We start from the raw sequence: 14,112 nt of genomic DNA, 5'->3' as shown, positions 1-14,112 counted from the left end.
ATTTTATACATTCAATTCATAAACTTTAAATTCCACACTTATTTGATGCCAATCAATCAATAATTCGAAATAAATACATAAAGAACAAACTACCTATAAAGTGCTAGCTATCAATAGCAAAAGGCATCTTAGAATGACGAATAAGAAAGAATCTGGGGTAATGAATCTTACTCGAAGAGGCTTCATGAAAGCTTCCTCTGCAGTAGGTAGTGCAGCTGCACTTGCGGGCGGTATTGCATTACCTTTCAAATCCAAACCAGTAGCGGCTGCAGTTGCTGAAAATGTGGATGAGAAAATCGTATGGAGTGCATGTACAGTAAACTGTGGCTCTCGCTGCCCACTGCGTATGCATGTACAAAACGGTGAAATCAAATACGTAGAAACAGACAACACAGGCACTGACGAATACGGTCATCACCAAGTTCGTGCGTGTCTACGTGGTCGCTCGATGCGCCGCCGTGTTTATAACCCAGATCGCCTAAAGTACCCAATGAAACGTGTGGGTAAACGTGGTGAAGGTAAGTTTAAGCGTATTAGCTGGGAAGAGGCTTATGATGAAGTCGCTGGCACCATGCAACGCCTTATCAAAGACTACGGTAACGACACTATCTACCTAAACTACGGTACAGGTACGCTGGGCGGCACGGTTACTAAATCTTGGCCACCAGCTCAAACGCTGATTGCTCGTCTAATGAACCTAAGTGGTGGTTACTTAAACCATTACGGTGACTACTCAACAGCGCAAATCACGAAAGGCTTGAGCTACACCTACGGCGGTTGGGCAAACAACAACTCTTTCTCTGATTTAGAGAACACTAAACTTAATATTCAGTTTGGTAATAACCCTGCTGAGACGCGTATGTCTGGTGGCGGCCAGATCCACCACTACGTTGAAAGCAAAAACAAATCAAACGCAAGAACGATCATCATCGACCCTCGCTACACCGATACTGCCGGTGGCCGTGAAGATCAATGGATCCCAATTCGTCCTTCTACAGATGCGGCATTGGTAGCGGGTCTTGCACACGTGATGATCACTGAAGACCTTGTCGACCAACCGTTCCTAGACAAATACTGCGTAGGTTACGATGAGAAGACCCTTCCTGCATCAGCGCCTAAAAACAGCGACTACAAATCTTACATCCTAGGTTTAGGTGAAGATGGCGTAGAGAAGACACCAGAATGGGCTTCTAAGATCACGGGTATTCCAGTTGACATCATCGTTAAGCTTGGCCGTGAAATGGGCACAGCGAAACCATGTGCGATTCACCAAGGTTGGGGCTTACAACGCACTGCGAACGGTGAACTAGCGTGTCGTGCAATCGCGATGCTGTCACTGCTCACTGGCTCTGTGGGCGTATCAGGCGGTTCAACAGGCGCTCGTGAAAGCGACATCAACATTCCATTTGTCCGCTTCCCTACTGTGCCAAACCCAGTTGAAACGTCTATTTCAATGTTCATGTGGACAGACGCGATTTACCGTCACCATGAAATGACCGACATCACTGATGGTGTTCGCGGTGCAGAGCGCCTTAAGAACCCAATCAAGATGATCTGGAACTACGCAGGTAACTGCATCATTAACCAACACTCAGACATCAACAAGACTCACGCGATTCTTCAAGATGAAAGTGCGTGTGAAATGATTGTCGTGGTTGATAACCATATGACGTCTTCAGCGAAGTACGCCGATATCATCCTGCCAGACTTAACAACGTCTGAGCAAGACGACTGGTGTATGGACGGTAAAGCGGCGAACATGCCTTACTTCATCTACGCGCAGAAAGCGATTGAGCCTCAGTTTGAAGCGAAATCTATCTACGAGATGTGTACTCAGCTTGCGAAACGAATGGGCGTAGAAAAAGAGTTCACCGAAGGCCGTACTCAAGAGCAATGGATTGAGCACCTTTACGCAGAAACTCGTAAGAACGATCCAACACTGCCAACCTTCGAAGAGATGAAAGAGCTGGGTATCTACAAACGTAGCTACGACCACCACTACATCGCTTATGAAGATTTCCGTAAAGATCCTGAAGCGAACCCACTGACCACACCAAGTGGCAAGATCGAGATCTACTCAGAGCAACTGGCTGATATCGCGAAGACTTGGAAGCTGAAAGAAGACGAAGTGATTCACCCACTTCCGATTTACGCGGACTCTTTCGAAGGTCATAACGACCCACTAGCAGAGAAGTACCCACTTCAGCTAACCGGTTTCCACTACAAGGCTCGTACTCACTCGACTTACGGCAACGTTGCAGAAATCAAAGCAGCAGCACCGCAAGAGTTGTGGATCAACCCAATCGATGCAAAAGAACGTGGTATTGAAAGCGGCGACATGGTGAGTATTTTCAACGACCGTGGCGAAGTACATATTCCAGCGAAAGTGACACCTAGGATTCTTCCTCGAGTTGTCGCACTAGGCGAAGGTGCATGGTACGCACCAGATGGTCAGAAGATCGACCATGCAGGCTCTATCAACGTGCTGACGACTCAGCGCCCGAGCCCACTTGCTAAGGGTAACCCTCAGCATACAAACCTAGTTCAAATCAAAGCGCTAAAGAAAGCATAAGGTAGGTTGGAATGAAACAATACGGCTTTTACATTGATTCAAGTAAATGCACGGGTTGTAAAACCTGTCAGCTTGCTTGTAAAGATTATAACGATCTAGACATCAAAACGAACTACCGTCGCGTATACGAATATGCCGGTGGTGGCTTCACTCAAGATGGTGATACCTGGGTTCAGAAAGATGTCTTTTCTTACTACCTATCTATCGCTTGTAACCACTGTACTAACCCAGCGTGTGTGAAAGTGTGTCCTTCGGGCGCAATGCACAAACGTGATGAAGACGGTTTGGTTGTGGTTGATGAGAGCGTATGTATTGGTTGTCAGCACTGTAGCAATGCGTGTCCTTACGGCGCACCACAATACAATGCTAAGAAAGGTCATATGACGAAATGCGATGGTTGTTACCAACGTGTTTCTGAAGGCAAACAGCCTATCTGTGTTGAGTCTTGCCCACTTCGTGCATTGGAGTTTGGTGAAATCAATACACTTCGCGAGAAGTACGGCTCTGGTGCGGATGTGGCTCCACTGCCATCTTCAACAGAAACGCTACCAAACATCGTGATTAAGCTGAACAAAAACGCGAAGCCGACTGGCGATACCAGCGGTCACCTAGCAAACCCGAAGGAGGTGTAAGATGATTTTTCATGAGTGGTCTTTAATCTTCTTTACGGTGCTGGCGCAAACTGCGGTTGGTGGTTACTTACTGATTGGCGCACGTGCACTGGTACTTGGTCATGACGAAGAGAAGCTGAACAGCTACAAGGTTCCAATGTTTATCCTATGGGTACTGATGGGTCTTGGCTTCATGTTCTCGACAACGCACCTTGGCTCTCCACTGCGCGCGTTTAACGCTTTTAATCAGCTAGGTTCGGCTTGGTTGTCTAACGAAGTGTTCTTCGGTGCGGCATTCTTCGCTGTCGGTGGCCTGCAATGGTTACTGTCGGTAGTCAAGAAAGGTGGCGTTGCTATCCAGAAAGCACTGATGGTTGGCGCGATGGTACTGGGTGTTATCTTCATGTACGCGATGATCAACGTATACATGATCAACACAGTACCGACGTGGGACAACATCTACACACCACTGAGCTTCATCATGACGATGGTTGTGGGTGGCTTGCTGTTATCTCAGTTCGTGATTGTATTCGCAAACGACAGCCGCTTTACGGTTGACCGTAACATCACCATGTTGGCTGTTATCGCTGTTGCTATCAGCTTGCTTGTGACAGTAGGAAAACTGAACCTAATCGGAGACATCCAAACTTCAGCGGCAAAAGCGTCTGAGTTAGTCGATGGTTTAGGTAGCTATGTGATTCTTCAAGTGGCACTGCTAATGGCAAGCTTGTTGATTTGGATTCTACCTATGCTGAACAAAGCAAAAGTGAACCCAGTTAACCTTGGCTTAGCACTAGTATTGTTCTTGGCTTCAGAGTTAATCGGCCGTGGTTTGTTCTACAGCCTACATATGACAAGCGGTTTGTAATCGAGTTATTACAGACATGAGTTGCGTGTAAACATCGCTGCTTGTTTGGTTATCTAGAAGGCTAGATAAACAAAAGGCCCAACACCTATTTAGATGTTGGGCCTTTTTATTTCGTTTTTTCTAGCGTTTTTAATACAGACTTAGCGAGTTCGCTTACATCGTTAGCTTACATAGCTACTTAATGATAGCCGCTGGAATAAACATGTCTTTTAATCGCTTAACCGAAGAATAAGTACCAAACATCGGTTTGTTATCTAAATGCCTTCTCAGCATATCGGCGGCAACGGTCTTAATCACGTTGCGTTGGTCTTCACGCGAGTACTGACGATAAAACTCAAGTACCTGCCCCCACTCGCCTGCTTCAGTCGACAATGCAACGCTGAATGTGTTGCCTTCCAGCTTACCAGTCACCAAAGCCAATTCAGTTCCGCACTTATCTCTTGTTGCTCCAGCCAGCGCAAAGGTCGCGGCTAATGGATCGCTCTTTTCAAGTTCGCTCTCTTTGGGCTCAGCCATCACCCATGAGTGTCCGAAGCAATCTTCTATCTGCTCATTCAATTGCAGCCACGCTGACAGTGAACCTTTGGTCGACACTTCAGACACAGATAACGTCTTCTTTTTTTCCGCCATGATGTGTCCAATATGGTCAATCATCGGCTCATCAACACTAACGACATTACTCTCTAGCAGCTTGTAAACCATCTGCAGCAGCTTAACGCGAGTTTCTAAGTCTGCCTTAGGACCAAACAGTTTGACCTCAATGAACGGCAGATAAGAGCGATAACCAAGTTCATAACCTTCTGGCAGCTTTAGTTGATCCAAAACATCAGAGATACCGGACTCAGACAAACCAAACGTAAACAGTCGACTGCATTCAGAGGCAACCACTTGAGGGTAGGTACACGACAAGTCAGGAAGAATCTCAAACGTCACCATGCGCTTGAATTCACTTGGTACACCCGGCGTGAAATAGAAAGTCGCATCGTTAATTTTCAGTTTAAAGCCACAAGCCGTCCCCACAGGGTTATCGACAATCTCTGAACTCGCAGGTAACAAAGCTTGTTTAAGGTTGCTGTCTGGCATTAGCATGCCACGTCCAGAGAACATCTCTTCCATACGAGCAAGCCATTCAGGGAACATGACGAGTTTCTGCTCGGAAGCAGCTGCAGCGGCGGCAGCACTCATATCATCGGTTGTCGGGCCTAAACCACCATTAACGATAACCACATCATAGTTAAAGCTCAGCATCAGCAGTTCTTCAACAAGAGCATTCATTTGATCACCCACAGTTGAGCGCTTAGCAAGCGCAAAACCATGCTGATAAAACTCAGCAGACATCCAAGCTGCGTTTGTATCTACAATGTCTCCATGAAGAACTTCTTCACCTGTGCTTAACATTGCGATTTTCGTCATATTTCTATCCCTTGTTGTCATAAAAAGACACTGCATTATTTACAAACTGGTCTATGGTTGAATTTGGAGCAATTCGCCTTTTCACTAATATTAATAATGTTAAACCTAAGGTTTTCTTAGGAAAAGCTATAAATTATTAGTTCCCTAAATCAGGCATTTAATAGATAATTGTGATCCTGATCAATTCCAAACTTTCTCATGGAGACCCTTGTGGCCAAATCACCGTTACTAGCAAAGGTTACTGCCGCATTTTCAATGCTAATGTCAGTTAACTCGGTTGCAAGCCAATACGACTTCGACCAGCCAATCAACCTTTCTTACTCGGATGAATGTGCTCAAGATTACTGTTTTAATGACAACTTGTACACCTACAAGCCTAGTACCAATTACGCACTGAGCGAATCGAGTGATGAGTACGACTTCTCAATCCAACAACCAAAACACATGTTGGTGAGTCAGGAGAAAGATTGGGATTACCTAATGGGTCAAACCTACACCATTCTTGGCTTGAGTGTCGCGACAGTGGGTCTAATGACTCTGCTCCCTGAAAGTATTACTAAGTGGGATGATGACCAACGTGATATCAGCTCATTAGGTAAAAAGTGGAAAGATAACGTTTCTGCTGGTCCAACATGGGACCGTGACGAACACTTCCTAAACTACGTAATGCACCCATATTTCGGTGGTGTTTACTACACCGCAGCTCGACACGCAGGTTACGACGAGTTTGAGTCATTCTTATACTCTTGGACTATGTCGACGTTCTTCTGGGAATACGGCGTAGAAGCGTTTGCAGAAGTACCTTCATGGCAAGATCTCTTCATCACACCTTTCTTCGGTGCGGTTGTCGGTGAAATGATGCTAGAAGCAGAGCAGGATATCATTGCTTCAGGTGGCGAAGTGATGGGCTCTCAAACCATGGGTGATGTGTCGCTATTCTTCCTTAACCCTGTTGGACACATTCACTACTGGGTAAGTGATGCATGGGGTGGTGATGCAGAAGTTAACCTGAATACTAACCCTTGGTGGGATAACCAAGACGCTGCACGTTTTGCTTACGATGCTGGCGCACCATACGACTCTCAGTTTGTTGGTATGAACTTCAAAGTAACGTTCTAATTCGTCTCTAGTACTACTCAATATAAGTTATTGAATATAAGTTGCTGAATCATCAATCACAGTGACAACTCTTCTAAAAAGCGGCTCTCTAGCCGCTTTTTTTGTGCCCTACTCTTCATTCTCTTTTTTTGCATCGAAGCTTAGTTTCAAAAATTGACCTAGGTCAAACATTGTTCGATGTAACCTTCTACACTGAAATTAAAGAACTTTATCGCGTGATATCAAACATTTAATTAGCAAAGAATAATTGAAACCTTGGGGGCTGATATGAACAGTACATTTATCGTAAACTTTATCGGAAAAGCATCACCAGCAACAATCAAACAGCTTGCTGCGGTTACTCACGAAAACGACGGCAAATGGCTCATCAGTAAAGTGAACTTTATTGAAGACCAAGTCGCAGGCGTACTAAAGGTTCAACTTCCAGCCATCAACGAATCGATTGTAAAAGAAGCGTTCAGCGCCAATCCAGATCTCATCGTGCAGTTTGTCGATTCCGATCATACACACAATGTTCAAGACACGGTCCATCACTTAAGACTCGACTCTAACGACCGAGCAGGTATCGTCAACGAAGTGACTCATGTATTGGATAGACAAGGGATCAGCATTCTCGATATGGATTGTCATCGTGTGTTTATCGCAGGTGGTGGCGGTGTTAGCTCAAGCCTATTCACATCAAAAATCGCCGTTAAACTGCCAATTGAAGTTCTGATTGATGATGTCGTCAACGAGCTAGAAACGCTCAGTGAAGATACTCGTGTGATGATTGAAAGCTAAATAAACAAAATTAAAGAACAAAAAAGAGCAGCTCATTAGCTGCTCTTTGTATTGCTCTGAACTTGTGATTCAGTTACTTAACTGACCATTGTGATAATGAGCGTTTGAAGTCTTCATAGCCGAATTCATTTAGCTTCTGAACATCACCACTGCTACGTTCACAGTAGATTGAAGGCATTTTAAGGCCATTGAACCAGTTCAATTTCACCATTGTGTAACCCGCGCTGTCTAACAGATGCAGCTTTTGACCAATCTTAAGTGGCTCATCAAAGCTCGCTTCGCAGAACTGATCGCCCGCAAGACATGAACACGAACCAATCACGTAGTCATGGCTGCCTGTTTCTGACGCTTCCAATACTGATGCGGGCTCATTGTAGATAAGCGTGTCAAGACGGTGCGCCTCAGTCGCTGAATCCACAATCGCTGTTTTCTTCACGTTCTCAACAATATCGACCACTGTCACAACTAGGTCGGTTGTTTTAGTGATGATCGCTTCACCCGGCTCAAGATACATCTGCACACCGTGCTTTTCAGAGAAGGCTTTCAGCGCAAGACCGAGTTTTTCGATGTCATAGCCAGGCCATGTGAAGAACACACCTCCGCCCATGCTCACCCAGTCCAACTTATCTAAGTGCTCACCAAACTGTTCTGAGATTGAATCAAGCAGGCCGATAAACGCATCGACGTCTTTGTTCTCACAGTTCATGTGGAACATCACACCATTAATCTCATCGAAAATTTCTGGTTTGATGTGGTCAGCTTGCACGCCCAAACGCGAGAATTGACGTGCTGGATTCGCCAAGTCTTGCCCTGCGTAGCTCACGCCCGGATTTAAACGTAAACCCAGTGAAGCTTTACCTTCAACAATATGACGGTAAGCAACAAGTTGGCTTTGAGAGTTGAAGATCATCTTGTCGCAGATGTCAGCAACCTCTCTCACGTCATCTTCACTGTAGCCCACACTGTAAGCATGAGTTTCACCGCCAAAAGTTTCGTGACCTAATTTCACTTCATAAGGGCCAGAACTAGTAGTACCGTCTAGGTACGGTTTGATGATGTCAAACACGCCCCAAGTCGAGAAGCACTTAAGCGCAAGTACCAATTTCACACCTGAAATCTCTTTCAGTTGCTTGGCTTTTTCTAAGTTCGCAATCAACTTGTCTTCGTTGATCATGAAATATGGGGTTTTTAGTTCTTCTTTCTTAAACGTCATTTTTGTAAACACTCAAGCAGCATCTATAGATGGAAAGGTAAATTAACAATTTTGGTGTGATTTATTTTGATTTTGTCCTGTCCGAGCGCAGTGAGTTACAAAATCAAAATAAATGATACCAAAGCTTCAAGGCTATCATCATCGAAAAGGGAACAATCCATGTCCCCTTTAATTAGCAATCAAAACAAGAAATCAGTTCTTATTTTTTCAGCTCATGAATCACTGGAAGACCTTGGCCTGCTTCAAGCTCTTGAACATGCCAATCTAGACCAATTTCCGGCATAGTTGCTAGGAACGGATCTGGATTTAGCTGTTCCATGTTGAACACGCCTTTATCAGCCCATTCGCCACGGAAGAACTGAAGTGCAGCGGTAATCGCTGGAACACCAGTTGTGTAAGAGATCGCTTGGTGCTCTACGTCTTCGTAAGCCACTTCGTGGTCTGCGTTATTGTAGATGAATACGCTACGCTCTTTACCATCTTTCTTACCTTGAACCCAAGTACCGATACACGTTAAACCAGTGTAACCCGGAGCTAGAGATGTTGGATCTGGTAGTAGTGCTTTAAGAACATGCAGAGGCTGAACCACAGTACCATCGTGCAGTGTTAGCGGATCTGGGCTAAGAAGACCGATATCACGCATGCAGTTGAAGTAGTTCAAGTATGCATCACCAAAGCCCATCCAAAATTCGATACGCTTAGCTGGGATGAACTCTTTCATTGAACGAACTTCATCATGCGCCATTGAGTAAACTTTGTGAGAACCACAGTTCGGGAATTCAAACTCAAGCATACGAGAGTGACAAGGTACTTGTTTCCACTCTTCATTTTCCCAGTAGAAAGAATCGCCTTGGATCTCAAGCATGTTGGTTTCTGGGTCAAAGTTTGTCGCAAACTTCTTGCCGTGGTCACCAGCATTCACATCCATTACATCAATTGAGTCAATCTCATCGAACAAGTGCTTAACCGCGTATGCAGCAAAGATTGATACCACACCTGGATCGAAACCAGCACCAAGAATACCTGTGATGCCTGCTTCAGCGAACTTCTCACGGTAGCCCCACTGCCAATCGTAAGCTTGTGGTACTTGTTGGCCTTCAGAACATAGGTCAACCGCTACCGATGTATCTAAATAAGAAACTTTAGATTGGTAACATGCTTCCATGATTGCCATGTTTACCCAAGGAGGACCAGCGTTGATCACTAGATCCGGCTGAACTTCTTTAATCAAAGCAACAAGCGCATCAACATCATCAGCGTCTACTGAACGTGCTTCTAGTTTCTTAGTTGAATCTTTAAGGTTGTTTTTGCCCTTGATAGATTCGATGATTTTTTCACACTTCGCGATTGTGCGAGAAGCGATTGTGATATCACCCAGTACTTCGTTATTTTGTGCTGCTTTGTGTGCAACAACCCAACCAACGCCGCCTGCACCAATTTGTAGAATAGCCATAGTATTAATTACCCTTGTTGTTCTGCTAGCTCAGTGGCTAGAGTTTGAATTTTGTTAATTAGAGATTTGAAATCTGATGTCTTTAGGCACGGATTCAAGATAGTGAATTTAAGCGCACTCTTACCATCCACGACCGTTTCACCGAGTACTGCAACACCACGAGTCAGCGCTTCCAGTCTTAGCGTTTGATTCAATTTGTCTAAATCTAGCTCGCCGTTTGCTGACGGCTTAGATCGGAACAGCACTGTTGATAGTGACGGCTCTGCGAGTAGCTCTAAGTCAGCTTGGTTTTGAATCAGGTCTGCCACTTCTAGCGTTTGCTCAAGAAGATGGTCGTACATATCACCCAACTGCTTTGGTCCAACGCTTTGCATCGTCATGAAGACTTTCAATGCATCGAAACGCTTGGTGGTCGCAATAGACTTATCGACTAGATTTGGCAGTTCATCGTGTTCGCGGTTTAGGTAATCTGCGTGATGTAGAAGGTACTTAAAGTTCGCTTTGTCTTTCAACAATACCGCGCCGCAGCTGATTGTTTGATAGAACAATTTGTGGAAATCGACACTCACAGAGTCCGCTTTTTCGATGCCTTGTAAGCGAGCCTTGTGGCTACTCAAGATAAGCGCGCCACCGTAAGCACTGTCGACATGGAACCAAAGGCCTTGTTGGCTTGCGAGGTCTGCAATCGCATCAAGGTCGTCGATAGCACCGTGATCGGTTGTACCCGCCGTACCGACAACAGCAAAAGGAATCAACCCTTGTGCTTTAAGCGCTTTCACTTCTGCATCTAACAAATCAGGCTTGATAGTGCCGTTTGCATTGGTGTCAACACAGCACACTGCCGCTTCGCCTAGCCCTAGTAGAGAGGCTGACTTTTGAACCGTGAAGTGAGATTTCTTTGAACATAAGATACGCAGCTTGCTCGCGTATTCTGGTAAGCCAAGCTTTTGGATTGAGTGACCATTGTGCTTATCCGCAACCCAGTCTCTCGCAAGCAATAAACCCATTAGGTTACTTTGCGTGCCACCGCTAGTGAAAACACCGTCAGCTTGTGCGCCAAGTTGGTATTTGTCACACATCCAATCCACAACGCGCTGCTCAACATAAGTCGCAGCCGATGCTTGGTCCCATGAATCCATTGATTGATTCAACGCCGCGATAATCGATTCCGCTGCTACCGAAGCCATAAGAGGAGGAGTGTGAAGGTGTGCAATGCAATCTGGGTGTTGCACGAAGATGGAGTTTGCAGCGACAAGGTCTGCAGTACTATCTACAACATCAACCAAAGCGTGTTGATTGTTATCAAGGTCGACAGCATTGATAGCTGCTTCTAGCACTTTTGGATCTAAACCCGAATAAGGGGTTTCAACCTGTTCAAAAACCGCTTTCATCGCTTGAGTGGTTTGGTTCATCACGTTAGCAAATTCGTCGCTACCGCCTAAACCTGTATGGATGAAATGCTTGTTCCATTCTTGGTTTGCTTGTTCGCTTGAAGTTGGGTCTTGTTGTAAGCCACCACCAGCTGCGATGATCGCTTCTTCCATTACGCGGAGTGCAAAGTCAATCTGCTCAAAAGAGATAATCATTGGCGGAAGGAAACGAATTACCGAGCCATCACGACCACCCTTTTCAACCATCAAGCCACGCTCTAACGCTGCTCGTTGAATCGCTAGGGTTAGTTCGCCGTCTGATTGTGGTTCGCCAAACTTGTTAAGCTCACCATTTGGTTGTTTGATCTCAGCACCGAGCATCAGGCCTTTACCACGAACTTCAGCAATACAGCTAACGCGTGATTGAATCTTCTCAAGCCCGTGACGTAAATATTGGCCTGCGATGTTCGCGTGCTCAACTAAGCCATCTCGTTCGATGATCTCCAACGCCTTAGCGCCAGAGACCATTGCTAATTGGTTACCACGGAATGTACCGGTGTGCTCACCCGCTTTCCATGTATCAATGCTCTTATCGAACACAAGCAGCGACATAGGCAGTCCGCCACCAATCGCTTTAGATAAACATAAGATATCTGGATTAACACCAGACTCTTCAAACGCAAATCGATGGCCAGTTTTGCCCACACCACACTGAATCTCATCAAAAATCAGTAGGATGCCGTGCTCATCACAGATGCGACGTAGGCCTTGTAACCAAGATGCTGGAGCAGGAATCACACCGCCCTCACCTTGCACAGGCTCAACGATCATCGCCGCCGGTTTCATGATGCCAGACTCGTCATCATTCAACATACGTTCGATGTAACGAATGCTCGCGTTAGCACCCGCTTCACCACCAATACCAAACGGGCAGCGTAGGTTGTATGGGAAAGGCATGAAGTGCACATCAGACATCAAGCCGCTACGACGCTCTTTAGTGCCGAGGTTACCCATCATACCCATGGTGCCGTTCGTCATACCATGGTAAGCACCACGGAAAGCAAACATGGTGTTGCGACCTGTGGTTTGCTTGGCGAGCTTGATCGCCGCTTCCACAGCGTCAGCGCCAGATGGGCCACAGAATTGAAGAACCGAGTTATTTGAAAAGTCTTGAGGAAGAAAAGCTTTAACTCGCTTGATAAACGTCTCTTTTGCTTGAGTCGTGATATCAAGTGTTTGGTATGGCAAACCAGAATCGAGTTGGTCTTTAAGTGCTTGGTTAATCTCAGGGTGGTTGTAACCCAGAGAAAGTGTACCTGCACCGGCTAAGCAATCGAGAAAGAGTTGGCCACGAGTATCTTCAACTAAAGCGCCACATGCTCGTTTAATAGCAATAGGCAGGCGTCTTGGGTAAGAGCGAACATCCGACTCATGCTGTTCTTGCTCTAGCAAAATAGCGTCAGGTGTTAGGTCGTACGTTCCCTCTAAGATAGGAACCATAGTTGAAAATGAATTTGCGATAGTATTGATATCGACTTCAAAGGCGGTAGTCATAAAAGTCCCCTTGAATGTGTTCATACTCACCTCCATCAGACGCAATTACCCACCAACTCTCGTTAAATTTGGAGAGAGTTCATAGTGAAGTACACGTATTGTCTAGAAATGAGATATAGCTGTACGCTCGCATAAGTCAAATGACGAATACGAAATTAAGCCGTCTTAAGACAGCGATAAATTGTTAGCGTGAGCTCAAGGTTCAGTAATGCTACTGTTTTGAAGAATTGGACATTTTTGCAGGATCGGGCAGCTATGAGGAGCTGGTCCCTTTGGAAATGCAGAGCTGATTAGCAATGTTGTAATTAGTGTGTTCAATGTTGGGTTTCCCATTAACATGACGAACTGCGCCATAAGTATCCCGTCTATCAGCTAAAGGACTAGCCAATACCTACCCTACGTAATGTCCCAATCAGCAAGAATGGTCACTACGCGTATCCCCCAGAAGCAATCGTTGCTCTTCTTGAACATTTTCATTCCGAGATTGCGCGGGAAAGTAACATAAAGTGAAATGAACGATCAATAGTTTTTAGTAATAGCTTGATAAATAGCAGCGGTGGCTAAGCAATTGCTGTAAATATCGTCACACTATCGTTTGGGAAAGAGATCCCCGGTTCATTCGTTCCTCATACCCGAGGATGACGACGTGGGGTTATAAACGTTGCTAGAGAAGCTTTTAGGTCATGGCGTCTTTCCGTCATTCCCTAGCACGAGGAACAAGTTCATAGGGAATCTCGCTTTTAAAAACTAACTTGATTGCAAAATTTGAAACAGAGATAGAAATGAATGTTGAGTGCGGATTCGAACAAGAAGAGTTCTTAAACGTAAAAGCTAAACGTCAGAAACCAAAAAGCCCGAACATTTCTGTTCGGGCTTCTTAATTTGGAGCGATACATCGGGTTCGAACCGATGACCTCAACCTTGGCAAGGTTGCGCTCTACCAACTGAGCTAGTATCGCATTTGCTTTATCGAGATAAAGACTTTAATAGATGGTGCCCCGGGCCGGACTTGAACCGGCACAACGCGAACGTCGAGGGATTTTAAATCCCTTGTGTCTACCAATTCCACCACCAGGGCACGCAATTCTTTATTGCGATGCCGATTACTGAAAAGTAAAACACCATCTTAATGCTGACGCGAATCAACATTACAAAATTT

Annotated in this window: 9 protein-coding genes and 2 tRNA genes; 5 read left to right on the top strand and 6 right to left on the bottom strand. The window is 45.3% G+C overall.

All coding sequences use genetic code 11. The annotated features are described in order from the left end of the window. The first annotated feature begins 133 nt into the window (after positions 1 to 133). From AB4507_RS19470 to AB4507_RS19460, 3 genes are read left to right on the top strand one after another with little or no spacing between them, the layout of a single operon-like run. Positions 134 to 2,572, top strand: a complete 2,439-nt coding sequence (locus AB4507_RS19470) for a DmsA/YnfE/YnfF family dimethyl sulfoxide reductase (RefSeq protein ID WP_372183155.1) — start codon at positions 134 to 136, stop codon at positions 2,570 to 2,572. A gap of 11 nt (positions 2,573 to 2,583) precedes the next feature. Further along, entirely contained in the window at positions 2,584 to 3,204 is a 621-nt protein-coding gene (locus AB4507_RS19465) for a DMSO/selenate family reductase complex B subunit (protein ID WP_004733360.1), read from the top strand. A 1-nt stretch (position 3,205) separates the two neighbouring features. Continuing rightward, entirely contained in the window at positions 3,206 to 4,051 is an 846-nt protein-coding gene (locus tag AB4507_RS19460; protein WP_017060997.1) for a DmsC/YnfH family molybdoenzyme membrane anchor subunit, read from the top strand. A 174-nt stretch (positions 4,052 to 4,225) separates the two neighbouring features. On the opposite strand, the gene AB4507_RS19455 is transcribed toward AB4507_RS19460, so the two are convergent. Further along, positions 4,226 to 5,464, bottom strand: a complete 1,239-nt coding sequence (locus tag AB4507_RS19455; protein WP_104216166.1) for a CinA family nicotinamide mononucleotide deamidase-related protein — start codon at positions 5,462 to 5,464, stop codon at positions 4,226 to 4,228. 210 nt (positions 5,465 to 5,674) lie between these two features. On the opposite strand from AB4507_RS19455, the gene AB4507_RS19450 reads away from it, so the two are divergent. Next, entirely contained in the window at positions 5,675 to 6,583 is a 909-nt protein-coding gene (locus tag AB4507_RS19450) for a DUF3943 domain-containing protein (RefSeq protein ID WP_017069173.1), read from the top strand. Positions 6,584 to 6,850: 267 nt separating this feature from the next. After that, positions 6,851 to 7,363 carry a glycine cleavage system protein R gene (locus AB4507_RS19445; RefSeq protein ID WP_104216167.1) on the top strand — a complete coding sequence of 171 codons (513 nt, stop codon included), beginning with the start codon at positions 6,851 to 6,853 and terminating at the stop codon, positions 7,361 to 7,363. 73 nt (positions 7,364 to 7,436) lie between these two features. On the opposite strand, the gene nspC is transcribed toward AB4507_RS19445, so the two are convergent. From nspC to AB4507_RS19420, 5 genes are all read right to left on the bottom strand, one after another. After that, positions 7,437 to 8,576, bottom strand: a complete 1,140-nt coding sequence (gene nspC, locus AB4507_RS19440) for a carboxynorspermidine decarboxylase (protein WP_104216168.1) — start codon at positions 8,574 to 8,576, stop codon at positions 7,437 to 7,439. Between the two features lie 199 nt (positions 8,577 to 8,775). Continuing rightward, complete coding sequence (locus AB4507_RS19435; protein ID WP_017061002.1) at positions 8,776 to 10,029, bottom strand: carboxynorspermidine synthase; 1,254 nt, start codon at positions 10,027 to 10,029, stop codon at positions 8,776 to 8,778. A gap of 8 nt (positions 10,030 to 10,037) precedes the next feature. Continuing rightward, complete coding sequence (locus AB4507_RS19430; protein ID WP_372183153.1) at positions 10,038 to 12,977, bottom strand: pyridoxal phosphate-dependent class III aminotransferase; 2,940 nt, start codon at positions 12,975 to 12,977, stop codon at positions 10,038 to 10,040. A gap of 859 nt (positions 12,978 to 13,836) precedes the next feature. Further along, positions 13,837 to 13,912, bottom strand: a tRNA-Gly gene (locus AB4507_RS19425). A 32-nt stretch (positions 13,913 to 13,944) separates the two neighbouring features. Beyond that, positions 13,945 to 14,031, bottom strand: a tRNA-Leu gene (locus AB4507_RS19420). Positions 14,032 to 14,112 lie beyond the last annotated feature (81 nt).

Origin of the sequence: Vibrio sp. 10N.222.54.A3, from assembly GCF_041474095.1 — a bacterium.
GTDB classification, from domain to species: Bacteria; Pseudomonadota; Gammaproteobacteria; order Enterobacterales; family Vibrionaceae; genus Vibrio; species Vibrio crassostreae_C.
This window is presented reverse-complemented; position numbering and strand designations above follow the sequence as displayed.